We start from the raw sequence: 26,855 nt of genomic DNA, 5'->3' as shown, positions 1-26,855 counted from the left end.
TATATCATACTTAGAACAAATTCCATTAAAGTAACTTATATATTGCAACTAAATAATATAATTCTGTTCTTACAAGATTATTCAGTTTTTATTCCATAATAGTTTAAGACAAACTTTTATAAATTAAACTTTTTAGGCATATATATTTTTTATTTTCATTAACTTTATTATAACTGTCGTAAGTATTTACATAAAACGTTAAAATCACTGCTTACTATTTATTTCCAACATTATATCATAAAAGATTAATCTCAACAATGTAAGTGCACTTATTCGTTTAGATTACAACCTTATTCTATGCACATTTTACTAATAAACTTGCATTTTAAATTTTAGTAAACCAAATACCTAACTAATATAAAAGTTAGAAGCTCAGTTGCAACATATATATTATAAGATCTAATTTAATAAAGAGTGTTTAATTTAAATTCAATTAAACACTCTTTACTTACCAACTTTATTTATTATCATTTAAACTTTTATAAACCAATTTTCCACTATTATCTTCCGTAGCTATAAAATCTTCTTTAATTTGAACAAGTTTCCCTTCATATTCAACTTCTTTTCCTGTACTTAAATTCTTGACACTACCTTTAAGATTATCATTAACTAGTATTTCACTCTTATTGCTAAAATACAAGTCATTAACATTTACAACCGAATCAAGTGTTACCTTTTTCCAATTTGCTGTATCCTCATCAACTTTTCCATAAGTGATATTGGTAATTTTATCACCATTAAGCTCCCCAACATAAATCACATCATTTCTATCAATTCCAAGAAGTGTCAGATTCTTATTACCATTAAACACCAATTGCTTATTAGGGCTCGTAACAAAAAATTTACTATTCAACTTATCTTCATATACTAATCTATCGTTATGTGGAACTACTTGCATATTTCCTAATACATTAGTCTTAAGTGACACTTTACTCATATCATTATTTATGTCAATTCTATAAACTATACTCTTTAATCCACCTTTATAAATATCTACATAGTACACGTTCGTAAATATAGATGCACTTATCTTACTAACTTCCATGTCATCTTCAGCTGAGCATATTTCTTTAACTAAAGACTCTGTTGAATTTTTTACATTATAGGTTACAATTTGAACTTTAGATTCTCCTTCTTTTTTGGCTTTCTCAGCTATTACTAATATGTCTCTTTCTTGAAGCCAATCACAGTACATAATAGTTCCTTTGCTTTCTGTTGTGACCTTATTGCTGGTACCTGTAGCAGTGTCCTCCAAATATAACTCTTCATCTAACTTATACGTTAAATACTTACCATCATATGATATGCTAACATCCTTAGCTTTACTTGGAATACTAGCCTTAATATCTTTTGTAATATCTTTTTTTTGAACTTCTATTTTATTACTTTTAAATTCTGACGTATGCTTAAAAATAAAATTTTCTAAAATGTATAAGCCAGAAATTTGTAATAGTATAGATAACAATGCCCAAGCAGTTATCTTCTTAAACATCTTCATAATTCTACCTCACCTTCTGTTTATTTAACAATAACTGCTGTTGGAATAGATCTTTCTCCCATACTATTTGATGGTTTATTTCTAACTTCTCCATAGTAATACAATGTTGTTGATTTTCCACCATCCAAGTTCATTGCATTCCATGCACCTAGCTGATGCATAATCTCTTGCAATTCCTTTAATGTTGCTCCTATACTTCCAATTTCTCTACCATCTATAACTAGAAGAATTATTGAGCCATCCTTCATTTGTCCTATAGCAGTTTTAGGGGCTGTCCCAAATCCTCCATCACCGTTTATCTTTACCATATTTCCATTAATTATCAATGCCGGACCAAAACTTAAAGCTTCTTGAATTCCAAGTTCTTTAAGCTTAGCTACTGTATAGTCACCTACAACCATTACTCCATTTTTATCTATCCCAAAAGTTGTTGTTGGGTTATCTCCTACATCATTAACTCTCACTTCCCCACCAGTCATTACAATTCCTGATGCCAACCCACCATTTCCTGTCCACTGAGCAGCAGATGATTGATCTGTAAATGCTCCACCATTAATAGCCGCTATAGCATCATTGTTTTCAGCAATTGTTGATGTAGTTTCACCTTCAACTCCCAATTTAGAACTTACTCCAATTTTAACTCTTGTTGGATCTTTTACCACCAAATAATAACCATTATACTTAGAATTTTCTATATCATGAAGTTCTATAGTATCGTCTTTAACCTTTGGAACTTTAATATCAGATATATTGGTAGTTTCACTAGTTTCTTCAGTTGAGTTTTCTCCCATAATTTCTGCTATTTTTTTATCTGATAAAAACCATGTTGCCAGATATTGATGACTCATTGAAGTCATTGCTGCTCCAACATATTGGCTTTTCGCATTATCAAATGGCCCATATAAAAGTAAAAATGGGAATGTACATCCAGTAAAAAACAATTCAAATGCAAAAAATATAGCTAATGTCTTAAATGAAATCTTATTTACTTTTTTCTTGCTTTTTTTCACCTTAGATTTCTTATTTATATTCTTATTTTTTCTATTTATATCCATTTTATTATCCTCTCTAAAAATGCATTTTAGTTGCATTTATAAAAATCACACCAGACCTAATTATATAATATTTTCAATTAGATTACAATAATTTCATTTTTCCAGCATTTTATTCTATTTGGTACTTGGATTTTGCTTTTAAATACTCACATTATGTTATAATGAGTCTTAGGAGGTATATATAAATGGAAGATAAAATTTTAAATGAATTAAAAAAATCTCAAGATTATGTTTCTGGCGAATACCTAAGTTCTACTTTAAATGTTTCACGAACTGCTATATGGAAACATATAAAAAACTTAAAATTAAAAGGCTATATAATAGAAGGAATTTCTAATAAGGGGTACAAATTACTTAATTCTCCCGACTTATTAAATAAAAATGAAGTTTTACCTCTATTAAAAACATCTGCTATTGGAAAAAACATAGTTTACTTTGATGAAATAGATTCTACAAATATTAAAGCAAAAGAGCTTGCGCAAAAAGACATTGACCATGGCACTATAGTAATTGCAGAAAAACAAACTTTGGGAAGTGGTCGATTTAACAGAAAATGGGTTTCCCCAAGTGGCGGTCTTTGGTTTTCATTAATATTAATGCCTAACCTTCCTCCAACGGAAGCTCCTAAAATAACTCAAATTGCTGCTGCTTCTGTCTATAAAACACTAAGTAATTTAGATATTAATTCAACTATTAAATGGCCTAATGATATACTTTTAAATGACAAAAAGTTTTGTGGGATCCTAGCTGAAATGAAATGTGACATGGATAGTGTTCATTATTTAGTTTTGGGCGTAGGGATGAATATTAATATAGATGAAAGTGACTTTGATGACAGTATAAAACCAATTGCTACTTCACTAAAGATTGAATATGATAAAGATTTCAAAAGAAGTGAGATCCTCTCAGCTTTCTTAAATAATTTCGAAGTATTATATAATAACTTCATAAATAAATTAGATCTTTCCGAGACAATCTCAATCTGCCGAGATCATTCCAATATTTTAGGGCGAAAGGCAAAATTAATTACATATAATAATGAAGAAATTGTTACCTGTGTTTCTGTCTCTGATAACGGGGACCTTATGGTCATAGATAGCAATGGAAATGAAAAAGCTGTAATTACTGGAGAGATTAGTTTTAATGGAATGAACTAAAAAACAGTATTGGGAAACACTCAAAGTGATTAGATAAACAACCGAAAGAGAATACATATATATTCCACATGACTAGAAAAATTTCACTGGATATATCTAAATAGAAAGTTGCACCATTTCTTCATGCTCCTGCGACAAGCGCAGGACAAGCAAAAATGGAACAACTTCCCATTAAGATATAAGCAGCTTATTTTTCAATGCCTGCTTCACATATATGTATTCTCTTTCTTTGTTTTGCTATCATTTTTAGTATTTCAAATATTCTAAATTTATGATGATAGTTATAAAAAAGTCACAGAAAAAAAAGTGGAGCCGGATATTTTTTACCAGCTGCTTTTTTAAACATATGTGCGAAATACTTAGAAATCAATATAGACTCTTAAATATTTAAGTCAATTATTAGATGGGATATTGCTAAATGCAGGAATATAAAAATACTTGTATAAATATGAATTTAATTTAGATTTACTACAAAATAAAGAAAGAGAATATATGCTTTTGTGCAGTGTTCATTAGAAGATCTTGCTGGCTGTGATTCTTAGATTAGAAGTTGTTCCAAATATGCTAGTTCAAAACTTGCTTTTGAGGCTAGCATTTTGGGCACAACTTCTGTTCTTAGAATCACCCGATAAAATCTTCAGAGATCCAGAACAAACGCATATATTCCCTTTCGAGAGTTTAGCAGTAAACTTAGAACCTACTCATACTGCAAGTATTTTTATATTTCGCTTAGTACAAAATACATTTAGTTAATTCTAGTTATTTATTCACAACTTTTTCAATATGCCCTTTTAGAACACTTGCTGATTCTTTTAATTTTTTCAATTCTTCATCATTTAGAACAGGGTTTACAATTCTTACAACACCCTTACTATTTAAAATTGTTGGCACCGCTAAGTAAACATCTTCTATTCCATACTCTCCCTGCATCAAACATGATACAGTTAAAATAGTATTTTCGTCTCTTAATATAGCTTCTACTATTGTATTTACTGCTAATGCTACAGCAAAATAAGTCGCATTTTTCCTACTTATTATTTCATAAGCTGCATTTTTAACATCGCTTTCTATTACTGATTTTACATCATCATCCCACTCTAAATTGAACTTTTTAGCATATTCTTCAAAAGTTTCTCCAGCTATGCTTGCAGTACTCCAGCTAACAACTTCGCTGTCACCATGTTCTCCTAAAACATATGCATGGATATTATTATTATTTACATTAAAGTATTTACCAATAACGTATTTTAATCTTGACGTATCTAATACAGTTCCTGATGCTATTACTCTTTCCTTAGGGAATCCAGATAACTTATAAGTTATATATGCAAGCACATCACATGGATTTGATACTACTAACAAAATAGCATCTGGGCTTGCTGCTGCTAGTTGTGGAACAAAGCTCTTAAATATATTGTAATTTTTTTCAATAAGATCTAGTCTAGTTTCCCCTTCTTTTTGAGCTGCACCAGCTGTAATTATAACTATATCTGAATCTCTAGTTTCTTCAATACTTCCTGCATAAATACTAACAGGCTTTACAAAAGAAGTACCATGAACTAAATCCATAACTTCTCCCATTGCTTTATCCATATTTATATCAAATAAACATATTTCTGTAGCTACTCCACTATTCATTAATGCATATGCTGTTGTTGCACCTACAAAACCTGCACCAATCACAGATATTTTACGTTTTCTTTCTACCATTATATATTCCTCCTAATTAATCCAATATTAATTCTATTCTTTCCAGATAACAAATTTATTATTTGCTCATAACAAGTTTCATCTTAAATTATTATCTAACAATTTTATTAATTAATAATCATTCTTATCTGATTATACCTTATTTGAATTTTTTCGTAAATACTATATAATTAAATTTAGCAACTTAATAATGAATTTATTAGTAAGCATATAGACGTAATTGTTTTTAAATGTTTTACGCAGAAGATGGAGGTACACTTTAATGAAATTATTATTTTTTGATACAGAAACCACTAGTATAAAACCCGGCAGCATATGTCAGTTAAGTTACATAACTGTTGATGCTAGTACAAAACCTCAGATAACTACTGGTAAAAACTTCTTTTTTACAGTCGATGAGATGGACCCTTCTGCCCAAGAAATTCATGGTTTTTCTTTAGAGAAGCTTTATGAATTATCTGATGGACAATATTTTGAGGATTTAGTACCTGAATTTCTTGATGATTTTATGACTGCTGATTTTCTAATCGGTCATAATGTTAATTTTGATGTTAGATTTTTAAAACATGAATTGTTCTCTTTAGGAGAAGATTTTTACCCAAAAAATGTTTTCTGCACTATGGCTTACTATAGAGATATATGTAAGATTCCAAAGGCCAATGGAGAAATCAAAAATCCAAAATTATCTGAAGTAATAGATTGGTTAAACATATCAAATGAACAAATTGTTGAGACATCTGAAAAATTATTTGAAGGTAGTGGAAATTATCATGATGCTAGATTTGATACAGCTGCAACATATTTAACTGTTATCGAAGGATTAAAGAAAGGGTACTTTCCAAAGGGGTATTTTTCAAATATTCTAGCTAAGAACTCTAATGGAGTAAAATAAAATATAATTTTTATTAATTAACACCTCAATAAAAATATCATATAATATACTATAACTCGGGGCTTTTACTATATGTATTCTTTATGGTATCTAAAATTTTAGGATTTAAACAGTTTTAAAATTTATTCTTGTCTTGTTTAAACTATAAATGAGGTGATAAGATGAAAAAATATGTTTGTGAAGTATGCGGATATATTTATGATCCAGAACTTGGAGATCCTGATGGTGGAATTGCTCCACATGTAGATTTTAATGATTTGCCTGACTATTGGGTATGCCCCATTTGCGCTTTTAACAAAGATAATTTTTCTGTACTAGAATAACACATTATAAAAATTATATTTAACTCATCTCGTAAAAATTAGTATACTTAAAGATAATTTAAATTAATATTTTCATACGAGATCAAAAAGACTATATGGACTGGTATATTATGTCCTATAGTCTTTTTATATCCACAATTAATTTATTAACTTGAAACCATTAAAATCTTCTTAAAATTTTAGTTCATTGAAATTCATCTATAATTTTACTAAGACAAAGCCTAAATATAATTATTACAAATTAAAATAGAGAAGGGATTTTTGCTTATCCCTTCTCTATTTTAATTTGATTAAATACTTTCATGGAATGTTCTGCTTATAACTTCTAATTGTTGTTCTTTTGATAATCTGCTAAAGTTAACAGCATATCCTGATACCCTTATTGTAAGTGTTGGATACTTATCTGGATTTTCCATCGCATCTATTAATGTTTGTCTGTTAAGAACATTAACATTTAAGTGATGAGCTCCTTGAGTAAAATATCCATCCAAAATTGCAACTAAATTATTAATCTTTTGATCTTCATTTTTTCCAAGTGCATCTGGCACGATTGAGAATGTATTAGATACACCATCCTGACAAATTTCATTGTATGGTATTTTAGCTACTGAGTTAAGTGATGCCAACGCTCCATTTATATCTCTACCGTGCATTGGATTTGCTCCTGGCGCTAAAGGTTCACCTTTCTTTCTTCCATCTGGTGTTGTTCCAGTCTTCTTACCATACATTACATTTGATGTGATTGTTAGCGCTGATAATGTATGTTTTGCATTTCTGTATAGAGGATGCTTTTTAAGCTCTCCAGAGAATTTAGTTACTAATTCTACGCCTAGATCATCTGCTCTGTCATCATCATTCCCGTATTTAGGGAAATCTCCTTCAACTTCAAAATCTACAGCTATCCCTTCTTCATTTCTAATAGGCTTAACTTTTGCATATTTTATAGCTGATAATGAATCTATAGCTACTGATAGACCTGCAATACCAAATGCCATTAATCTTTCTACTGCTGTATCATGAAGAGCCATTTGACTTGCCTCATAAGCGTATTTATCATGCATAAAGTGAATTATGTTCATTGTATCTACATAAACTTTTGCTACATATTCCAATACTTTGAAGTAATTTGCCTTTACTTTATCAAAATCAAGAATTTCTTCATCTGTAAGTTTTTCAATTCCTGGTACTACTTTTATACCTTTTAATTCATCTACTCCACCATTTATAGCATATAAAAGTGATTTAGCTATATTGGCTCTAGCTCCAAAGAATTGCATTTGTTTACCAACCTTCATAGCTGATACACAACAAGCTATAGCATAATCATCTCCATATATTGGCCTCATAACTTCATCATTTTCATATTGAATCGAATCTGTCTTTATTGAGATTTCCGCACAATACTTTTTAAAGTTTTCTGGAAGTTTATCTGACCATAAAACTGTTAAGTTTGGTTCTGCTGATGTTCCTAGATTTATTAATGTATGAAGATATCTAAATGAATTCTTAGCAACAAGAGGCTTCCCGTTTATACCAACTCCACCTATTGACTCAGTTACCCAAGTTGGATCTCCCCCGAATAATTCATTATATTCTGGAGTTCTTAAATGTCTAACTAATCTTAACTTTATAATTAATTGGTCAACTATTTCTTGAGCTTCTTTTTCTGAGATTAACCCAGCTTCCAAATCTCTTTCAATGTATATATCTAAGAATGTTGAAGTTCTTCCAAAGGATGTTGCAGCTCCATTATTTTCTTTAATTCCTGCTAAGTATCCAAAGTATAAATGTTGTGCTGCTTCTCTTGCATTTGATGCTGGCTTAGATATATCAATTCCATATTTTGCTGCCATTGATTTTACTTCGCCTAAAGCTCTTATCTGCATTGAAACTTCTTCTCTTTTTCTTACCAATTCATCAAGCATATCACCATTTAGATTATCAAGATCCTTTTTCTTTTCTTCTATTAAGTAATCTATACCATAAAGAGCTACTCTTCTATAATCACCTATTATTCTTCCTCTACCGTACGCATCTGGCAGTCCAGTTAATAATCCAGCACTTCTTGCTGCTCTTATTTCTTTTGTATACGCATCAAAAACACCTTCATTGTGAGTCTTTCTATATTTTGAAAAATGATTATTAATTTCTGGATCAAGTTCATATCCATATTCCTTTAATGAACTTTGAACCATTCTCATTCCACCAAATGGATTTACTATTCTCTTAAGTGGTGCATCTGTTTGAAGCCCAACTATAACTTCGTTATCTCTATCTATATACCCAGGTTCATAGTTATCTATCCCTGATACTCTATCTGTAGCAACATCAATTATTCCCTTTTTTACTTCCTCAACTATTAAGGCATAAGCTTTGTCCCAAACTTTGCTTGTCCTTTCTGTTTTCTCTTCTAAGAAACTTCCATCTCCCTCGTATAACTTATAATTTTTCTGTATAAAGTTTCTTACATCAATACCCTCTTGCCATGTTCCGTTTTTGAATCCTTCCCATTGTTTAAACATATTTTTTCCTCCCTAAAATAAATTCAATTATATAATTTTTTCCATATAAAAAAGCCGACACAATCCAGGCTTTTTTGCCCAGACGGTCGGCTTTTTGTGGCATATAAGATAATACGCCTAGTCATACTTCATGTGGTAACTCCACTTCCGTCAGTCATATGACTAATATCTAATATAAGAATAATACTAAACCATTTGGTTTGTCAACAAGAATAATTTTACACTTATTATTGTTAAGTATAATCAAGAAATAACGCATCCATCTGCAAAACTTATTTTCCATTATGCTTCTATCAGCAGATTACACTAATAGACTAGCTATAAGCCCAATTTGCTTCTTTACCTAATGAAAAATAATCATAGAATTTTGAACCTATTATTTTATTTGATAATGCATTAAGTTAATTTTGATACTAAATTTAAAATCCCCATTCAATCATCTTATTTGTCATAAGAATAATCTCCAAATATCTCTTTTTGATATTTTTTAATTAATTCCTTATCCATGGCTTTTACATTTTCAAGAGGATATTTAATCCCTAGTCCTTCATACTTATTTGTACCTAATAAATGATATGGAAGTAATTCTACTTTTTCAACATTAGGTATCTCATCGATGTATTTTTTAAGCTCCTTTAAATGTTCTACATCATCTGTTAACCCTGGAACCACAACATGCCTTATCCACATCTTTGTATTATTTCTCTTCATCGCCTCCAAGAATTTTAAAGATTCATCTATATTCATTAGTGTTACATTTTTGTATCCCTCTGGTGTAAAATGTTTTATATCAAATAAAACTAAATCTGTATATTTTAATATTTCATCATAATCACCAAATCCATAACCTGCTGTATCTATACAGGTATTAATTCCTTTACTTTTACATAATTTAAGAGTTTCTAGTAAAAATTCTGGCTGCCTTAAAGGCTCTCCACCTGAAAATGTGACTCCTCCACCACTACTTGCAAAGTAAGTTTTAAATCTTTCAATCTTCTTAACTAACTGCTCTGGAGTATATTCCTCTCCACCATTAGCAGCCCAAGTATCAGGATTATGACAATACTTACATCTTAACGCACAACCTTGCAAAAATACTACCACTCTAATTCCTGGTCCGTCCACAAGACCCATGCTCTCTATTGAATGAACATTACCTTTTACCATTTGTTACACCCCCTATACTTTATTATACTTCAAATTAATATACATAAGTTCTAAATAATATAATTCATCCTCTATAAAATTATTTTGGGATATTATTTAGTACTTTAAGAGAACGCTTATTGAATTAACACTTTTAGAATATATATTAATTTATTATTCCCTTAAATAAGCTTATTAATATTTAAGAGAATTGTATATGGTACACCATATCATCCCTTAATATTATCTAACTCTATTGTTTCTTCATCATAAGGCAAAAGAAGGGAAAGTTCACCTTCCCCTTCTTCCAAAAACTTATTTTATAGTAATCCTTAACTAATATACATTACCGTACTTCTCATTAGATGCTCTCATGGAATGTTCTGCTTATAACTTCTAATTGTTGTTCTTTTGATAATCTGCTAAAGTTAACAGCATATCCTGAAACTCTTATTGTAAGTGTTGGATACTTATCTGGATTTTCCATTGCATCTATTAATGTTTGTCTGTTAAGAACATTAACATTTAGATGATGAGCTCCTTGAGTGAAATATCCATCTAATATTGCAACTAGGTTATTAATCTTTTGATCTTCATTTTTTCCAAGTGCATCTGGAACGATTGAGAATGTATTAGATACACCGTCTTGGCAAATTTCATTATATGGTATTTTAGCTACTGAGTTAAGTGATGCTAATGCTCCATTAATATCTCTTCCATGCATTGGATTTGCTCCTGGCGCTAAAGGTTCACCTTTCTTTCTTCCATCCGGTGTTGTTCCTGTCTTTTTACCATACATTACATTTGATGTTATTGTTAGCGCTGATAATGTATGTTTTGCATTTCTGTATAGTGGATGTTTCTTAAGCTCATTTGAGAATTTAGTTACTAATTCTACACCCAAATCATCTGCTCTGTCATCATCATTTCCGTATTTAGGAAAATCTCCTTCAACTTCAAAATCTACAGTTATACCTTCTTCATTTCTAATTGGTTTAACTTTTGCATATTTTATAGCTGATAATGAATCTATAGCTACTGAAAGGCCTGCAATACCAAATGCCATTAATCTTTCCACTGCTGTATCATGAAGAGCCATTTGACTTGCCTCATAAGCGTATTTATCATGCATAAAGTGAATTATGTTCATTGTATCTACATAAACTTTTGCTACATATTCTAATACTTTAAAGTAATTTGCTTTTACTTTATTAAAATCAAGAATCTCTTCGTCTGTAAGTTTTTCAATTCCTGGTACTACCTTAATACCTTTTAATTCATCTACTCCACCATTTATAGCATATAAAAGTGATTTAGCTATATTTGCTCTAGCTCCAAAGAACTGCATTTGTTTACCAACCTTCATAGCTGATACGCAACAAGCTATAGCATAATCATCTCCATAAACTGGTCTCATAACTTCATCATTTTCATATTGAATCGAATCTGTCTTTATTGAGATTTCTGCACAATATTTCTTAAAGTTTTCTGGAAGTTTATCTGACCATAAAACTGTTAAGTTTGGCTCTGCTGATGTTCCTAAATTTATTAATGTATGAAGATATCTAAATGAATTCTTAGTAACAAGAGGCTTCCCGTTTATACCTATACCGCCAATTGACTCAGTTACCCAAGTTGGGTCCCCTCCAAATAATTCATTATATTCTGGAGTTCTTAAGTGTCTAACCAATCTTAACTTTATGATTAATTGATCAACTATTTCTTGAGCTTCTTTTTCTGTAATTAATCCGGCTTCTAAATCCCTTTCAATATAAATATCTAAGAAAGTTGAAGTTCTTCCAAATGATGTTGCAGCTCCATTGTTTTCCTTAATTCCTGCTAAGTAACCAAAGTATAAATGTTGTGCTGCTTCTCTTGCATTTGATGCTGGCTTAGATATATCAATTCCATATTTTGCTGCCATTGATTTTACTTCGCCTAAAGCTCTGATCTGCATTGAAACTTCTTCTCTTTTTCTTACCAATTCATCAAGCATATCACCATTTAGATTATCAAGATCCTTTTTCTTTTCTTCTATTAAGTAATCTATACCATAAAGAGCTACTCTTCTATAATCACCTATTATTCTTCCTCTACCGTACGCATCTGGTAGGCCGGTTAATAGTCCAGCACTTCTTGCTGCCCTTATTTCTTTTGTATACGCATCAAATACACCTTCGTTGTGAGTCTTTCTATACTTAGGAAAATACTCTTCGATATTTTTATCTAACTCATATCCATATTCTTTTAAAGAGCTTTGAACCATTCTCATTCCACCAAATGGATTTACTATTCTCTTAAGTGGTGCATCTGTTTGAAGCCCAACTATAACTTCGTTATCTTTATCTATATATCCAGGTTCATAGTTATCTATTCCTGATACTCTATCAGTTGCTACATCTATAATTCCTTTTTTAACTTCTTCTACTATTAATTCATAAGCTCTCGCCCATACTTTACTTGTTTTTTCAGTTTTATCTTCTAGGAAAGTTGAATCTCCTTCATATAACTTATAATTTTTTTGTATAAAGTTTCTTACGTCAATACTCTCTTGCCATGTTCCGTTTTTAAATCCATCCCATTGTTTAAACATTAGTTTTCCTCCTTTATACTTTTGATTAAAAACTTTGTTAATTTTTAATCAATTAATTCATACCATTATTGTATACTTTAATCAAAGGCATGTCAATGATATCTTTTATCAATTAGTAATTAATTTCACTTTTTGTCAATAAAACTATTGGCAGTGAAGAAAAGCCATAGGCTTTTCATAAAATAATACTTCTAAAATCCTCCCTTTTAACTTTTCACTTATCACTAATTAAGATAGTATCTTTAATTTATGAAAAATATTATTGATAAATAACTCAAGTTATTGATTCATTTATCTCTAGATTACTATACTGTTAATTTCATAACCTTTACCATTTCTTAAATCTGTTATATTTTTTCTTTAGGTGTATAAATCAATTTCTATTAACATATTAGTATTATTAGAAAACGTTTTAAACATGCTATTATTTGCGTTTATAAATTTCAAATATTCTTTAACCTTTTAAAATCCATTTCTGAATTTCACAGTTTAAACTTATGAGGCTATAAAACTATACTAAAAAGTTTTCTTTGTCAACTTTTTTTAGAATTTCTAACATAAATTTAACATTTGTACAAAATAATTGACACAAAATAATGATATAATTTTGTTACAATATTGTTTATACATAATTCAAAGGGGAGAAAACATATGCAAAGGAATGCTAAACTATCTTTATTTTCTTTTTTATCAATAGCTCTATCTGTCTTTATATTATATCAAGTTCTTTCTTATTTTAATTTTTTTAGAAAGAATCTAACTATTATTAATAAAACATTATACTCAAGTATGTTACCAGAGGAAAAATTTAAAAGTACATATACACCCAAAATTAAATTTTCAGACAAGCCTGTAACAAAGGTAAATGATGTAACCCTAAATATTTTGAATACAGGAAATCTAACTAATGTTCCAATGCTGCTAAAAGCCCAAAGATATTATTTACCACTAACTTTTATTTGCAGTAAACTTAATTATACTTTAGATACTTCTAATAATTCCATATCAATATACAATGATAGTAATAAAATTTTATTAAATGAAACCACTTATGAAAAGAATTCTAGAAAGGGTACTCTTCGTGGTAACTTACTTAACAATAATGGAAGCTATTATATTTCAATTTCAGATATAGAAGAGATTTTTGATTTATTTGCCGTATTTGACTTTCAGAACAAAAATATAAGTTTAATACCTAACGATGTAAAGGAACCAGAAGATTCAGCTATACTATATAGCGATAAAATTGGTTTAATACGTTTTGAAGATTTTGGTTGCGGTTATACAAATGTTGTAGATAAGAATCAAACAAAAATAAAGATAATGGCTAATTTGCTATTTTCCCAAGGACTAAAATTTCATATTTCATGGATACCTAGATTTGTAGTTCCTTCAGCAAATTTTGATAATGATTTGTTGACGAATGATAACATTGTAAATGTAGGATTTATAAATGTATTAGATTATGCTCTTAATAAAGGCGGAGAAATAGGTTTACACGGATATACCCATCAATCTGGCAATGATGCGAGTGGAACTGGTGAAGAAATGTCTAAAGACGTAAATAGTACAGAGGCTGAGACTAGAGCAGTAATCGAAAAAGGTATAGATACTGCAAGTGCTCTAAACATTCCTATCTCGTATTACGAAAGCCCTCATTACAGAGATACTGAGCAACAAAAGAAAATAATTAGTGAATATTTTCAGTTCATATACGAGCCATATGATTATACAAAAAAGAACATATATAAGCCAGATGATTCTCACTTATTTGTCCCAACTCCATTAGGTCGTATAGCTGATCCATCAACAGATACAACTCGTATGGTAAATACTATTAATGAAGGAGATGCTGATACGCTTAATAGCTTTTATTATCATCCATCTATAGAAATAGATTATATAAACTTTAACCTAAATGGAAACACACTTAACGTGAATTATGATGCACGTTCACCTTTGCAACAAATAGTAAAAGCACTTAAAGATAATGATTATACTACCGTTCATATTGATAAACTTATAAATAAGTAATACAGAAGGCTTGCCATTCATATGACAAGCCTTTATTTTTCAAATATTTTCGTAACATCACTTAATATTGCAAAATTAGTAAAATCAAAATGAAGCGGTGTTAATGTAACATATCCTTGAGATAGATAATATAAATCACTTTCTTCTTCCTTGATAGCATTTCTTGTTCCTTTCGTTGTATACAAGTCACCTTCTTCATTACTTTCTAAAAGTATATATTCTGTTTTATATGTGGACCTTCCAATCTTACAGACTTTGATGCCCTTTATATCTCTTTCATTAAAATTTGGAATATTAAGATTTAATACTACATCACTTTTTAAGTATTCTTTCTTTGCAATATTTAAAACTTTTATCGCCCATTTTACAGCCTTAGAATAATCCTCATCATCTTTCCCATATTCAACATCCATTGAAACCGCAATTGATGGAATTCCATATATGGTTCCTTCTATTGCTGCCGATACCGTACCTGAATATAAAATATCAGTCCCTACATTTGGTCCCTTATTTATTCCAGATATTACAAGATCTATATTCTCTTTCAAAAAAGATAACCCAACTTGAGTACAATCAGCAGGCGTTCCCACCACACTATAAGCCTTGCAATCTAAGCCTTCAATAAATTCTTCTTTGATTTTAATCGGACTATGAATAGATATTGAATGGCTAGAAGCGCTTTTTTGATCCTTTGGTGCAACAATTATAACCTTATTCTCCTTAGAAATTTCCTTAGCTAAAGCAATTATTCCTGGTGCATTTATTCCATCGTCGTTAGTAATTAAAATATTCATCTTTCCCTCCTTGTAAATGTATTTGATCACAACTTAATGTGAAGCAATGAACACCCGAAATAGAATACATATATGTTCCTCAGGACTGTGAAAAATTTCTCTGGGAATATCTAAATAGAAAGTTGCACCACTTCTGCATGCTCCTGTGACAAGCACAGGACAAGCGAAAGTGGAACAACTTACCATTAAGATATTCCAGCAGCTTATTTTTCAATGCCTGCTCCACATATATGTATTCTATTTCTTTGTTCTGCTGTTACAATATATACTTAACAAATAGTATCTTAAAGAAATTACAATACCTCCTATATTAAATAGGAATTAAAAATGTCAATTAATTTATACTCTAAAGTTTATATGCGTTATACCAAATGTATTGCTAGCCAAAGAAATATAAAAATACTTGCTTAAATATGCATTACTTTGAATTTACGCTAAATATCAGAAATGGAATATATGTTTTTGCGAAATCTTCAAGGAACCGGAGCAAACGCATATATTCCGTTTCAGTTGCTTAGCAGTAAACTTAAAAATTCATGAAATTGCAAGTATTTTTATATTTCGAGTGCTTCGCAATAATTTTACTTTGCACCATATTGTCCGTAATATTCTTCAATTCTACCTTTAACTTCGTCTGTTATAAGTATAGTTCCGTTAATCTCTTTATTGTATAAGTATTCTATAACTTCCGCCATTGTAACTATAGCACAAGTTTTAAATCCAAATTTTTCTCTAATTTCTGCTAGAGCTGATTGCTCTCCTTGCCCTCTTTCCATTCTATCTACTGATATTATAAGACCTTTAACATTAACATCTGCTTGGCTTTTTAAGATAGGCATAGTTTCGTAAATTGATGTTCCTGCTGTTGTAACATCTTCAACTATTAATACTTTATCTCCATCATTTAATTTACTTCCCAAAAGAATTCCTGTATCTCCATGATCTTTTACTTCTTTTCTATTTGAGCAATATCTTACATCAATATCAAATGAGCTAGACAAAGCAATAGATGTTGTAACGCTTAGAGGAATTCCTTTGTATGCAGGCCCAAATAATACATCATAATCATCTCCAAAGTTTTCTTTTATTGCCTCTGCATAAAATTCTCCAAGTCTTTTTAATTGGCTTCCTGTTTGATAATTTCCTGTATTAACAAAGAACGGAGTCCTTCTTCCACTCTTAGTAACAAAATCTCCAAATGTAAGTACTCCACATTCTATCATAAAATCTATAAATTCTTTCTTGTACGCCTTCATTTAAAATTCCTCCAATATCTACTTTGTAATTATTAATATTCACTTATCAGTTGCTTATTTTTCATTATTAGTAATTAGGATCTATAATCTATTTATATTATTCCTATAATCTCGTTAATATCCTTAATTCCTTGTTCCTTCAAGAAACTTTCCATTTCCTCAACTATTTCTTTCCCTGCCATAGGATTTACAAAATTAATCGTTCCTATCTGTACTGCTCTAGCTCCTGCCATCATAAATTCTATGGCATCTTTACCACTTGATATTCCTCCAAGTCCTATTACTGGAATATCTATAGCCTTAGCCACTTCATAAACCATTCTAAGAGCAATTGGTTTTACAGCTGGCCCTGAAAGACCTGCAGTTATATTATTAAATACCGGCTTTCTTTTATATACATCTATAGCCATCCCTTTTAAGGTATTTATTAATGATATAGAGTCCGCTCCTGCTTCCTGGCACTTTACAGCCATATCTACTATATCTTCTGCATTAGGAGATAATTTAACCATCAACGGCTTCTTAGTCATGGCTTTAATTTCTCTAACCACATCATATGCTACTTTTGACTTAATCCCAAAAGCCATACCACCATGCTTTACATTTGGGCAGGAAATATTAAGTTCAATCATGTCAACATCACTGCTATCAATTTTCCTTACAGCAGCTTCATAGTCTTCCAAGCATCCTCCCCCAATATTTGCTATAACATTAGTTCCGTACTTTCTCATTTTCGGAAGCTCATTTTCTATAAATGCATCCATTCCTGGATTTTGTAATCCTACTGAATTCATCATTCCTGATGGTGTTTCATATACTCTTATCCCTTCATTTCCTTGCTTGGGGTTTATTGTAAGCCCTTTTGAAGATATTCCACCAAGAATTCCAACATCATAAAAATTATTAAATTCCTCACCAAAACCAAAGGTTCCCGATGCTGCTATTACAGGATTTTTAAATTCTACGTTATTAATAGTTACTTTCATCATATTCTTCTTCTCCTTTGGTTATTATAGTTCAACATAGTATCCATCAAATATTGGACCATCTTTACACGTTCTCTTATGTCCATCTTTTGTTTTACAAGTACATACTAAACATGCACCCACTCCACATGCCATATGCTTTTCCATAGATACATAAACCGCCACATTCTTTTCTTTGCACATATCTATAACTTTTTTCATCATAATCTCTGGTCCGCAGCATAAAACTGTATCGTAATCTTCTGGTTTTAGAATTTCAGTAACAAATCCTTTATGACCATGTTTTCCAGTGTTTGTAGATATATAAACTTCATTTACGTATTCCTTTAACTCATCTATTAAGTAAACATCATCTCTGAATCCTGCATAAAGATCTATCTTTTGATCTGGATTTTTCTTTCTTAATTTCTTTGCTAGTTCAAGCATTGGTGCTGTTCCAATTCCCCCTGAAACTAGTGCTACCTTGTTATATTCTTTCTCTAAATCAAACCCATTTCCAAGAGGCCCTGTTAAGCTTATTTGATCATCTTCTTTTAGCTTTGTAAATTCTTTAGTTCCGTTTCCTACAACAGCATATAAAAATGTTAGTTTATTCTCAAATTTTTCACATATACTTATTGGTCTTGGCAGAAATGTTGCACCATTTAGTTTTAACATATAAAATTGACCTGCCTTTATTTCTGCATCATCTTCTACTACTAATTTATATATATCTTTCGAGATTTCCTTATTTGAAACTACTTTTGCATTTCTGTAAGTTATAGCCATAACCCTGCCTCCTTAAGTTATCTTTAATATAAAATTTATACGTTCTTCACTGCTTCTCTTATTGCATCTCTCATCTTTATTGCTTCTTCTCTAGCGCATAAAGCAAACTCTTTTTCTCTATTTTCTTTTTTGTAAGCAAGGAGTATTCCTCTTGAAGAATTTACAACCCCACCATTTCCATTGTTTAAATATAGTGCAACATCTTCAGCTTTCCCGCCTTGTGCACCATATCCAGGTATTAGGAAAAACATATTGCTATAATTTGATCTTATTTTCTTTCCTTCTTCAACATAAGTACAACCTATAACTCCTCCTATCGCAGTATATCCACAATTTCCAGTATAGTTTTTCCCCATTTCAGTTATTTTATCTGCTACAACTTCGTAAACTTTCTTATCTCCAGTAGTATCTAGATACTCAATATCTTCTGCACCTGGATTTGAAGTTCTTACTAAGCTAAACACACCTTTACTTCCCTTTTCTAAATAAGGCAAGTATGGTTCAATACTATCCATTCCCATATATGGACTTAGCGTTATAAAATCTGCCTCAAAGTCCCCTTCAAAATGAGCCTTTGCGTACATAGTTGCTGTCGCTGCTATATCGCCTCTTTTAATATCAGCTATTATAATTTCATCTTTCTCTCTTAAATAATCTAAAGTCTTTTTATAGGCAATTAATCCTTCTAATCCTAATGCTTCATAGTAAGCAATCTGCACCTTAAAGCATGCTGATACATCACATGTCGCATCTATTATTTGTTTATTGAATTCAAAGATAGCTTCACTGTCAGTTCTGCCTTCTTTTATATGATCTGGAATATAGCTTAATGCAGTATCCAACCCTACACAAACTACTCCTCTTTCTTCAACTCTATTGTATAATTTATCAATTATGTAATTTGTCATTTCAAATCTCCCTCCAACCCTATTTAGTCCGCAGTCAGAATTCACAATTAATTCCTTTAGGGACTCATATCTTATAATTTTCCTAATTATGTTCTCTATTTTTTACTTATGATATTATTTAAGCCACTCTTATTTTACACGTGTCCGCTTCCTAATTTATAATCATAGTTGCGCTTAAAAGTTCTTTATCGAGCTGTACGCTTTTTTTGATATGAAATGTTCTTAATTCACCAAAAAGTTCTTTATTGCGATTCTCTCATATTTCATATGTGTGTGCTTTTTTAATACAAAATGTCCTCTTTTGTGCTGCGCACTTTTTTTAATATCAAATGTTATCTGTTACGCTTCGCGCCTTTTTCTAATGTGGACTGTTCTTTATTGCGCTTCGCGCCTTTTTCTAATGTGTATACTTAATTTCTCCACCCTTTATTGTCATAAGAATTTCACCGTAGAATTCCATACCTGTAAATGGCGTATTCCGACCCTTTGATGCAAATTCTTCTGGATTCACTTTTAGGCATTTATCAATATCAACTAAAACTAAATCCCCTTCTACTCCAATGCTAATTTTTCCTTTATTCATTCCTAGAAGCTTTGCAGGATTATATGACATAAGCTCACTTAATTTATTTAGTGAAATATTGTTCTCTTTCACTAATTTCGTATAACATATTGAAAATGCAGTCTCTATTCCAACCATTCCAGGTGAACCTTTCATCTTCTCCTCTGCTGTATGTGGAGCATGGTCCGTTCCTATTGTATCAACCATACCTAATTTTATAGCATTTATTATTGCCTCTACATCCTCTTTTTCTCTAATTGGAGGATTTACTCTATAATCATTTATATCTCTTGTTAGACCAATATGGTGGGGAGTAACCTCAAGTGTTATATTTGCGCCACTCACTTTCCCATCAATTATACATTTTATGGCTTCCTTTGTACTGACATGACACATGTGTAATCTAGCTTTACTCAGTTTAGCTAATTCTACATCTCTTATTGTCATCATATTCTCAGCTATCCTCATATCTACTTTTGAGAACTCAGGACTTTCAGCATGAGACATTATAACCCAGTTATTCTTCTTCGCAATTTCCATCGCTTCAAGCATTGTATTGGAGTTTGATATGCCAACTCCATCATCTGAAATTGCTTTAATTTCCTTATCACCTGAAAGCTCTTCTAAATGAGTTAATGTCACTCCATCAAAATCCTTTGTTACTGATAAACATTGATGAATATCTATTAAATTAATATCTTTAGATTTATTTCTTACATACTCTAGAACCTTTTTTGATGAACATATAGGATTTGTATTTGCCATAAGGCAAACTCCTGTATAACCACCTTTTAGTGCTGCTCTAGATCCTGTTTCAATATCTTCCTTCCATGTAAGACCTGGATCTCTAAAATGTGCATGTGTATCTATAAATGATGGCATTAAGATCTTTCCTTCACACTCAATAATTTCTACATCTTTCTTAAAGATCTTTTGCCCTATTTCTTCAATTATCCCGTCCTTAATATAGATGTCGCCTATAAAATCTTGGGTTACATCTACTATCCTCGCGTTTTTAATTAACAGTTTCATATAACACCTCTTAATTCTTCTAAATTTCTGAAAGCTTTGTTATCTCATCGCAATATTCACATCTATATCTTCCATTCTCTTTATCTACTAAAATAAAAGAATGAGGTACATATTCTTCCTGACTAGTTATGCAGCTTGGATTTTTACACTTAATTATATTCTCAACTTTATCAGGTAGCGTTGGCGTAACTTTATTTATTATTATTTCATCTTTTACTTCACAAATTGTTATTGTAGGTGAGAGCAGGCCTAAAACAGTATAGTCAAGTTCAAAGCAATTTTCTATCTTAATTATATCTTTCTTTCCAAGCTTCTTACTATCTGCATTAATTATCAGAGCAACACTACAATCATTAGTGTCTAGTTTTAAGTACTTAAATATTTTAACTCCAACTCCAGCTTGGATATGGTCAATTACTATTCCATTCTTAATACTTGTTATTTCAAGCATCTTACATCACCCCCAAAAGCTTAATCATTAACGCCATTCTCACATACATTCCGTATTCAGCTTGCTTAAAGTATGAAGCTCTTCTATCCTCATCTACCTCATAAGCAATTTCATTTACTCTTGGCAGCGGGTGCATTACTATCATATCGTCTTTAGCCAAACCCATCTTCGCTCTGTCTAATATATAACTATCTCTTAGTCTTAAATACTCTTCTTCATTAAAGAATCTTTCCTTTTGAACTCTTGTCATGTATAAGATATCAAGACTTTCAATTACATCTTCTAATTTTTCTACCTCTATATATTCAATATGATTTTTCGCTAAAACTTCTTCTCTTATATATTGTGGTATAGCAAGTTCTTTTGGTGATATTAATACAAACTTGTTATTTTTATATCTAGACATTGCTTTTATTAACGAATGTACGGTTCTTCCAAATTTTAAATCCCCGCAAATTCCGATTTTATGATTGTTTAAACCATTTTTTAAGCTTGTAATGGTAAGTAAATCTGCTAGAGTTTGAGTTGGATGTTGATGCCCACCATCTCCGGCATTAATTATTGGAACATTAGAATAGATACTTGCAACTTTTGCTGCACCTTCTTTTGGATGTCTCATTGTTATTATATCTGAATATATTGATACCATTTTAATTGTATCAGCTAAAGTTTCTCCTTTAGAAATTGATGTTGAATTCGGCTCTGAAAATCCGAGAATTTTACCACCAAGTCTCATCATTGCAGCTTCAAAGCTCAATCTTGTTCTCGTACTTGGTTCATAAAATAATGTAGCTAAAATTTTCCCGTCACAAATATGAGAAAATTCTTTTGGATGTGCGATTATTTGATGTGCTAAATTGAATATTTCATCTAATTCCTCTACTGTAAAATCCATAGGCTCTATTAGATGTTTAATATCTTTTATCATTTTATTATCACTCCTTCTTAACCTCTCTGTGTTAATTTAAAGGGAAAAATTATATAATACTAATCCTTTATAATAAAAAAAATCGCAGGCGACTGTGGAGCCGTAGATTTTTTTTACGCATCTGCCTTTTCGAACGCATGTGAGAAAAATCTGCACATCAGAATTGGCAGCTATGCTGCATTTAAGAACATTTTATGCAGGCGAATATATTTTCTTTTTTATTCTCCTTACAAACCGTAGCTTTCTAAATCTGTCTTTTTCATAACTTATCCACAGATTTAACTTAAATATAAATTTCTAGAGAATAAAAAAGCTTCCTTAATATAAAGGAAGGCATAATAATCCTAGATCATTGGTATTATATAACTTCCTTATTGATTTCTCTGAATCAAATTAAAGGTTATTCTTTGTGTAAGAATACCATTTCTTTGAGGTTGTGTCAATAAAAATTATTTATATAAATTTCAGCTAAATTAGTTTAAATTTTAATTAGGTTATAAAAATAACTCCTAGTTTTCTAGGAGTTATTAATTATGTCTCTAAAAGTTGTTCATTATGTTATCCCACATCATTTTTCCACATTTAGCAAGAGTAACTGTTCCATAAACGCTATTAGGAATTCCCATTGAAAGAACAGTAAATGTAAAAGATCCTTTTGGTGAGTGGATCAAAGCTGTATCGTTTTCAACGCTAGCCTTATCACCTGTCTTACTTGATATTTCATATTTTAAATCATCAGGTATATAAAGTGCTAATTTGTTTTTCATTTGTTGTCTTTGTAATATATCCATAAGCATTTTGCTATTTTTCTCATCTAAAAAGCTTGAATTATATAAGTGTTTCCATATCTTTGATAGATCTAAAGCACTTGTTATATTTTCAATTCCATTACTTACAGCTCTTTCATCTGAAGTTTTTCTATTTAATTTAGTATTTTTCAATCCTTGTGCTTCTATATCGTCATTTATCTTATCCATACCAACTATATCTATGAGCTTATTTGCTGCAGTATTATCACTTTGTATAAGCATTGCAACTAACAATTCAAATATAGTATATTCTCTATTATCAAATTCATGGAGTATTCCTGTTCCATAAACTTTATCTTCTTCTTCAATTTTTATTTTATCTAAAAATGTACTGTTCCCTTCTTGAACATGTTTTATTATAGATACTGCTATCGGCAATTTCATGCACCCTGCACTTGTCATTTGAACATTTTCATTGTATCCATAACTAAAACCACTTTCTAAATCCTCAAAGAAAAATGAATATGTTCCTATTCTGGACTCTAAATATCTTTTTATTTCTTTCATAATACCCACCGCTTTCTAAAAATACTACTAAATGTCATTAGGTATCTCATGAGTACTAAATTACTAGTATAATTTAGCACTCATATTAAGTTAACTAATCGGCAAATGATATCCCTATTCTCTTAGCTACAGCTACTAACTCTCCATCTGGATCTACTTTTTTGTTATTACCAATGACATTTTCTAGACTATCATAAGTAATTTCATTACCTTTTAAACATACCATGCTTCCGAACTTACCTTTATTAATAAGCTCTACTGCTTCAACACCATATCTTGTTGATAATATTCTATCATATGTTGATGTAGTTCCACCTCTTTGTATATGACCAAGAACTGTACATCTAACTTCTCTATCCTTAACTAACTTTTCCAAATCTTCAGCTATCTTATTTCCAATACCACCAAGTCTAATTGGATCTGGACTATCTTCAACTATCTTAGATACTATAACATCGCCGTTCTTAGGTTTTGCACCCTCTGCTACAACAATTATAGTGAATAACTTTCCATGTTTTTTTCTATCCTCAATTTTTTCTACAACTTTATTTATATCATATGGAATTTCAGGTAGTAGTATAACATCTGCTGAACCAGCTATTCCTGATTCCAATGCTATAAAACCTGCATTTCTTCCCATAACTTCTAAAATCATAATTCTATGATGAGATTCTGCAGTTGTATGCAGTCTATCTAATGCTTCTGTTGCTATACCTATAGCTGTATTAAAGCCGAACGTTACATCAGTTGACCCTAAATCATTATCTATGGTCTTTGGAACACCAATAACATTTACTCCCTTTCTCGAAAAATCTCTAGCTGATGTTAATGTTCCATCTCCACCAATTACAACTAAAACGTCTACACCCTCTTTTTTCAAATTCTCAACTGCTACATCTGATACATCTTTTTTTACTATTTGACCATTTTCTTCTACTGAGTAATCAAACAAATTATCTTTATTTGAACTATAAAGAATTGTTCCTCCTCTTGATATAAGGCCTGATACAGCTCCTAAATCTAATGAAATAAAATCATTGTTATATAATCCTCTGTAACCGAATTTATATCCAATAACTTCACATCCATAATTTAAAATTGCTGATTTCGTTACTGCACTTATTACTGCATTTAAGCCTGGGCAATCTCCTCCTCCAGTTAATAGAGCTATCTTTTTAATATCTTTGGACATCTTCTAATCCCCCTATACCATAATCTTCATTGGAAATTATTGTTCCGATTAAATTATCATTATTTTCTGACTATTTACTTAATAATATCACAAACTTTAATTTATGAAAAGTATTAATTTACAATATATTCATTCTTTAAATAAGAATTGAAATTTTTAATTTTAATATTTAGTCGTTTCTCTTAAATCTTCATTATTATTCCTAGGAATTTTGACCCAAACTTATTCTAAAGAAAGACTATTTTGAATTTTACCTACATTAATTACTATACCCAAACTTACATTAAGTATTATATTTTATAAATTAATATTTAGAAGTGTTATTTCTATTTTTATTAATAAATTCCGTAGATTATTAACTATTAGCTTATAATTAACTTCTTATAATAATTAATCTTAAGTGTTATCGTTATTTACGTTTCTTTCTAACATATATGCTTAATTGCGTTTCTACATTTTAATCCTAATTAAACTCTTAACGTATTTAAATGATAAATATAAATTTACTATTTAAATACACCTATTTGTTTTATCAGTTAAATTTAATTCTTTTTATAAAAAAAGTTGAATTAGCGTGCAGCTAATCCAACTCTTTCTTTTTATAATGTGAAATTTAAAAAACCAAAGAACATAAGTATTCCAAATACTATACCTGCACCTATTCTATACACTGCAAATACACGCATTGGTCTTTTCTTCAAATAAGAAACAAATTTATCCATAACAATGACTGACACTACAAATGCCACAATAAAACCTACTACTAATGAAATCCATGAAGTCATATTCATTCCTGAATAATCAAATTCCATAAGATCTTTTGCAGATGCTCCTATCATAGCTGGAATAGCTAAAAAGAATGAAAATTCAGCAGCTATTGGTGTTGAAAGGCCTGCAATCCATCCTCCCATAATAGTCGATGCACTCCTTGACATTCCTGGCCATACTGAAAGTACTTGTAATACTCCTACCTTTAGAGCTTGCATTGGAGTTATACTATCTAAACTCTTTGTTGCATGCTTATTACTTTTTCTAAACATGTTTTCAATTATTATTAATAGAATACCTCCAACTATAAAGCCTATAACAACAGCTTCAGGATTAAATAAACTTTTTATCTTTTTATAAAATAATAATCCTATTATCAACATTGGTATGCATCCTATTATTACATTTATACCAAAGTTAAAGCCTGTTTTACCTTCTTTTCCTTTTGTAAATATATATCTGAAAAATTCAATTACGCTGTCTTTTATCTTCTTCCAATATAAAACAACAACAGCTAATATTGCCCCTAACTGAATTACAACCTCATACATTTTAACAAAGTCACCTTTAAAATTAATTATGCTTGAAGCCAGTATCATATGTCCAGTTGATGACACTGGAATAAATTCTGTTAATCCTTCAACTATTGCTATTATTATAGCTTTGATTATAAATAAAATATCCAATCCCACTTAATTTTCACTCTCTTTCTTTTTTGTTTAGTTATTTACTTTTTTAACCATATTAATATATTTTAAACCTATTAGGCTTTATTTCATATTAAAAATTTATTAATTTTTTTTATAAATCCACTATAGTTCTCTTCATTCTCACCTAAATTTACTTTGCTCTCTATCTCTAAGATAAATAACGCCTTGTCCAATTTTAATGCTTATAAAATCCTAAACACAATTTATTATTTCAATATATAAATATAATGACTATTTTTTAATCAAATTCTTAT

21 protein-coding genes and 1 riboswitch are annotated in these 26,855 nt (G+C 30.4%); of the genes, 4 read left to right on the top strand and 17 right to left on the bottom strand.

The genetic code is table 11. From position 1 onward, the window contains the following. Positions 1 to 457: 457 nt before the first annotated feature. Entirely contained in the window at positions 458 to 1,498 is a 1,041-nt protein-coding gene (locus PZA12_RS05440; RefSeq protein ID WP_103697879.1) for a dipeptidyl-peptidase IV, read from the bottom strand. 20 nt (positions 1,499 to 1,518) lie between these two features. Beyond that, entirely contained in the window at positions 1,519 to 2,553 is a 1,035-nt protein-coding gene (locus tag PZA12_RS05435) for a phosphodiester glycosidase family protein (protein ID WP_242984801.1), read from the bottom strand. A 185-nt stretch (positions 2,554 to 2,738) separates the two neighbouring features. Here PZA12_RS05435 and PZA12_RS05430 point away from each other — a divergent pair, with 185 nt between their 5' ends. Further along, positions 2,739 to 3,710 carry a biotin--[acetyl-CoA-carboxylase] ligase gene (locus PZA12_RS05430; protein WP_103697881.1) on the top strand — a complete coding sequence of 324 codons (972 nt, stop codon included), beginning with the start codon at positions 2,739 to 2,741 and terminating at the stop codon, positions 3,708 to 3,710. A gap of 759 nt (positions 3,711 to 4,469) precedes the next feature. Here PZA12_RS05430 and PZA12_RS05425 read toward each other — a convergent pair. Beyond that, entirely contained in the window at positions 4,470 to 5,420 is a 951-nt protein-coding gene (locus PZA12_RS05425) for an L-lactate dehydrogenase (protein WP_077840238.1), read from the bottom strand. A 262-nt stretch (positions 5,421 to 5,682) separates the two neighbouring features. Here PZA12_RS05425 and PZA12_RS05420 point away from each other — a divergent pair, with 262 nt between their 5' ends. Both PZA12_RS05420 and PZA12_RS05415 read left to right on the top strand, forming a co-directional pair. Then, entirely contained in the window at positions 5,683 to 6,312 is a 630-nt protein-coding gene (locus tag PZA12_RS05420) for a 3'-5' exonuclease (RefSeq protein WP_103697883.1), read from the top strand. 161 nt (positions 6,313 to 6,473) lie between these two features. Further along, complete coding sequence (locus tag PZA12_RS05415; protein WP_011968355.1) at positions 6,474 to 6,635, top strand: rubredoxin; 162 nt, start codon at positions 6,474 to 6,476, stop codon at positions 6,633 to 6,635. 290 nt (positions 6,636 to 6,925) lie between these two features. Here the strand turns inward: PZA12_RS05415 and pflB (PZA12_RS05410) are convergent, their stop codons facing one another. The 3 genes from pflB (PZA12_RS05410) to pflB (PZA12_RS05400) form a co-directional block, all read right to left on the bottom strand. Next, positions 6,926 to 9,157 carry a formate C-acetyltransferase gene (pflB, locus tag PZA12_RS05410; RefSeq protein WP_206501099.1) on the bottom strand — a complete coding sequence of 744 codons (2,232 nt, stop codon included), beginning with the start codon at positions 9,155 to 9,157 and terminating at the stop codon, positions 6,926 to 6,928. A gap of 69 nt (positions 9,158 to 9,226) precedes the next feature. Next, positions 9,227 to 9,325: riboswitch (ZMP/ZTP riboswitch) on the bottom strand. A gap of 273 nt (positions 9,326 to 9,598) precedes the next feature. After that, entirely contained in the window at positions 9,599 to 10,324 is a 726-nt protein-coding gene (gene pflA, locus PZA12_RS05405) for a pyruvate formate-lyase-activating protein (RefSeq protein WP_077841187.1), read from the bottom strand. A gap of 340 nt (positions 10,325 to 10,664) precedes the next feature. Next, the gene (pflB, locus tag PZA12_RS05400) at positions 10,665 to 12,896 is read right to left on the bottom strand and encodes a formate C-acetyltransferase (RefSeq protein WP_173711171.1); all 2,232 of its coding nucleotides are present in this window, start codon (positions 12,894 to 12,896) and stop codon (positions 10,665 to 10,667) included. A gap of 651 nt (positions 12,897 to 13,547) precedes the next feature. On the opposite strand from pflB (PZA12_RS05400), the gene PZA12_RS05395 reads away from it, so the two are divergent. After that, on the top strand, positions 13,548 to 14,930 hold the full coding sequence (locus tag PZA12_RS05395) for a DUF2334 domain-containing protein (protein ID WP_103698180.1): 1,383 nt from the start codon (positions 13,548 to 13,550) through the stop codon (positions 14,928 to 14,930). 32 nt (positions 14,931 to 14,962) lie between these two features. On the opposite strand, the gene surE is transcribed toward PZA12_RS05395, so the two are convergent. The 11 genes from surE to PZA12_RS05340 all read right to left on the bottom strand — a co-directional run bounded on the left by surE (position 14,963) and on the right by PZA12_RS05340 (position 26,583). Continuing rightward, on the bottom strand, positions 14,963 to 15,724 hold the full coding sequence (gene surE, locus PZA12_RS05390) for a 5'/3'-nucleotidase SurE (protein ID WP_103698179.1): 762 nt from the start codon (positions 15,722 to 15,724) through the stop codon (positions 14,963 to 14,965). A 581-nt stretch (positions 15,725 to 16,305) separates the two neighbouring features. Next, complete coding sequence (pyrE, locus tag PZA12_RS05385; protein ID WP_103698178.1) at positions 16,306 to 16,980, bottom strand: orotate phosphoribosyltransferase; 675 nt, start codon at positions 16,978 to 16,980, stop codon at positions 16,306 to 16,308. Between the two features lie 92 nt (positions 16,981 to 17,072). Then, complete coding sequence (locus PZA12_RS05380) at positions 17,073 to 17,969, bottom strand: dihydroorotate dehydrogenase (protein ID WP_103698177.1); 897 nt, start codon at positions 17,967 to 17,969, stop codon at positions 17,073 to 17,075. A gap of 21 nt (positions 17,970 to 17,990) precedes the next feature. Beyond that, positions 17,991 to 18,734 carry a dihydroorotate dehydrogenase electron transfer subunit gene (locus PZA12_RS05375; RefSeq protein ID WP_103698176.1) on the bottom strand — a complete coding sequence of 248 codons (744 nt, stop codon included), beginning with the start codon at positions 18,732 to 18,734 and terminating at the stop codon, positions 17,991 to 17,993. 35 nt (positions 18,735 to 18,769) lie between these two features. After that, positions 18,770 to 19,642 (bottom strand): orotidine-5'-phosphate decarboxylase, encoded by an 873-nt coding sequence (gene pyrF, locus PZA12_RS05370; protein ID WP_078116441.1) that lies wholly within the window; start codon positions 19,640 to 19,642, stop codon positions 18,770 to 18,772. A 397-nt stretch (positions 19,643 to 20,039) separates the two neighbouring features. Further along, positions 20,040 to 21,236, bottom strand: a complete 1,197-nt coding sequence (locus PZA12_RS05365; RefSeq protein WP_078116442.1) for a dihydroorotase — start codon at positions 21,234 to 21,236, stop codon at positions 20,040 to 20,042. Positions 21,237 to 21,255: 19 nt separating this feature from the next. Next, complete coding sequence (locus PZA12_RS05360; protein ID WP_078116443.1) at positions 21,256 to 21,687, bottom strand: aspartate carbamoyltransferase regulatory subunit; 432 nt, start codon at positions 21,685 to 21,687, stop codon at positions 21,256 to 21,258. Position 21,688: 1 nt separating this feature from the next. Then, the gene (pyrB, locus tag PZA12_RS05355; RefSeq protein WP_078116444.1) at positions 21,689 to 22,615 is read right to left on the bottom strand and encodes an aspartate carbamoyltransferase; all 927 of its coding nucleotides are present in this window, start codon (positions 22,613 to 22,615) and stop codon (positions 21,689 to 21,691) included. Between the two features lie 539 nt (positions 22,616 to 23,154). After that, positions 23,155 to 23,931 carry a serine hydrolase gene (locus PZA12_RS05350; RefSeq protein ID WP_077839575.1) on the bottom strand — a complete coding sequence of 259 codons (777 nt, stop codon included), beginning with the start codon at positions 23,929 to 23,931 and terminating at the stop codon, positions 23,155 to 23,157. A 94-nt stretch (positions 23,932 to 24,025) separates the two neighbouring features. After that, positions 24,026 to 25,123 carry a 6-phosphofructokinase gene (locus PZA12_RS05345; protein ID WP_078116445.1) on the bottom strand — a complete coding sequence of 366 codons (1,098 nt, stop codon included), beginning with the start codon at positions 25,121 to 25,123 and terminating at the stop codon, positions 24,026 to 24,028. A gap of 599 nt (positions 25,124 to 25,722) precedes the next feature. After that, positions 25,723 to 26,583: an undecaprenyl-diphosphate phosphatase gene (locus PZA12_RS05340; protein ID WP_077839577.1), complete on the bottom strand. Its 861-nt coding sequence runs from the start codon at positions 26,581 to 26,583 to the stop codon at positions 25,723 to 25,725. Positions 26,584 to 26,855 lie beyond the last annotated feature (272 nt).

Source organism: Clostridium beijerinckii (assembly GCF_036699995.1).
Lineage (GTDB): Bacteria > Bacillota > Clostridia > Clostridiales > Clostridiaceae > Clostridium > Clostridium helianthi.
This window is presented reverse-complemented; position numbering and strand designations above follow the sequence as displayed.

Excerpts from the sequence above, each read along its gene's own strand:
- PZA12_RS05440 (WP_103697879.1), bottom strand. The coding sequence starts at position 1,498 with ATGAAGATGTTTAAGAAGATAACTGCTTGGGCATTGTTATCTATACTA.
- PZA12_RS05435 (WP_242984801.1), bottom strand. The coding sequence starts at position 2,553 with ATGGATATAAATAGAAAAAATAAGAATATAAATAAGAAATCTAAGGTG.
- PZA12_RS05430 (WP_103697881.1), top strand. The coding sequence starts at position 2,739 with ATGGAAGATAAAATTTTAAATGAATTAAAAAAATCTCAAGATTATGTT.
- PZA12_RS05425 (WP_077840238.1), bottom strand. The coding sequence starts at position 5,420 with ATGGTAGAAAGAAAACGTAAAATATCTGTGATTGGTGCAGGTTTTGTA.
- PZA12_RS05420 (WP_103697883.1), top strand. The coding sequence starts at position 5,683 with ATGAAATTATTATTTTTTGATACAGAAACCACTAGTATAAAACCCGGC.
- PZA12_RS05415 (WP_011968355.1), top strand. The coding sequence starts at position 6,474 with ATGAAAAAATATGTTTGTGAAGTATGCGGATATATTTATGATCCAGAA.
- pflB (WP_206501099.1), bottom strand. The coding sequence starts at position 9,157 with ATGTTTAAACAATGGGAAGGATTCAAAAACGGAACATGGCAAGAGGGT.
- pflA (WP_077841187.1), bottom strand. The coding sequence starts at position 10,324 with ATGGTAAAAGGTAATGTTCATTCAATAGAGAGCATGGGTCTTGTGGAC.
- pflB (WP_173711171.1), bottom strand. The coding sequence starts at position 12,896 with ATGTTTAAACAATGGGATGGATTTAAAAACGGAACATGGCAAGAGAGT.
- PZA12_RS05395 (WP_103698180.1), top strand. The coding sequence starts at position 13,548 with ATGCAAAGGAATGCTAAACTATCTTTATTTTCTTTTTTATCAATAGCT.
- surE (WP_103698179.1), bottom strand. The coding sequence starts at position 15,724 with ATGAATATTTTAATTACTAACGACGATGGAATAAATGCACCAGGAATA.
- pyrE (WP_103698178.1), bottom strand. The coding sequence starts at position 16,980 with ATGAAGGCGTACAAGAAAGAATTTATAGATTTTATGATAGAATGTGGA.
- PZA12_RS05380 (WP_103698177.1), bottom strand. The coding sequence starts at position 17,969 with ATGATGAAAGTAACTATTAATAACGTAGAATTTAAAAATCCTGTAATA.
- PZA12_RS05375 (WP_103698176.1), bottom strand. The coding sequence starts at position 18,734 with ATGGCTATAACTTACAGAAATGCAAAAGTAGTTTCAAATAAGGAAATC.
- pyrF (WP_078116441.1), bottom strand. The coding sequence starts at position 19,642 with ATGACAAATTACATAATTGATAAATTATACAATAGAGTTGAAGAAAGA.
- PZA12_RS05365 (WP_078116442.1), bottom strand. The coding sequence starts at position 21,236 with ATGAAACTGTTAATTAAAAACGCGAGGATAGTAGATGTAACCCAAGAT.
- PZA12_RS05360 (WP_078116443.1), bottom strand. The coding sequence starts at position 21,687 with ATGCTTGAAATAACAAGTATTAAGAATGGAATAGTAATTGACCATATC.
- pyrB (WP_078116444.1), bottom strand. The coding sequence starts at position 22,615 with ATGATAAAAGATATTAAACATCTAATAGAGCCTATGGATTTTACAGTA.
- PZA12_RS05350 (WP_077839575.1), bottom strand. The coding sequence starts at position 23,931 with ATGAAAGAAATAAAAAGATATTTAGAGTCCAGAATAGGAACATATTCA.
- PZA12_RS05345 (WP_078116445.1), bottom strand. The coding sequence starts at position 25,123 with ATGTCCAAAGATATTAAAAAGATAGCTCTATTAACTGGAGGAGGAGAT.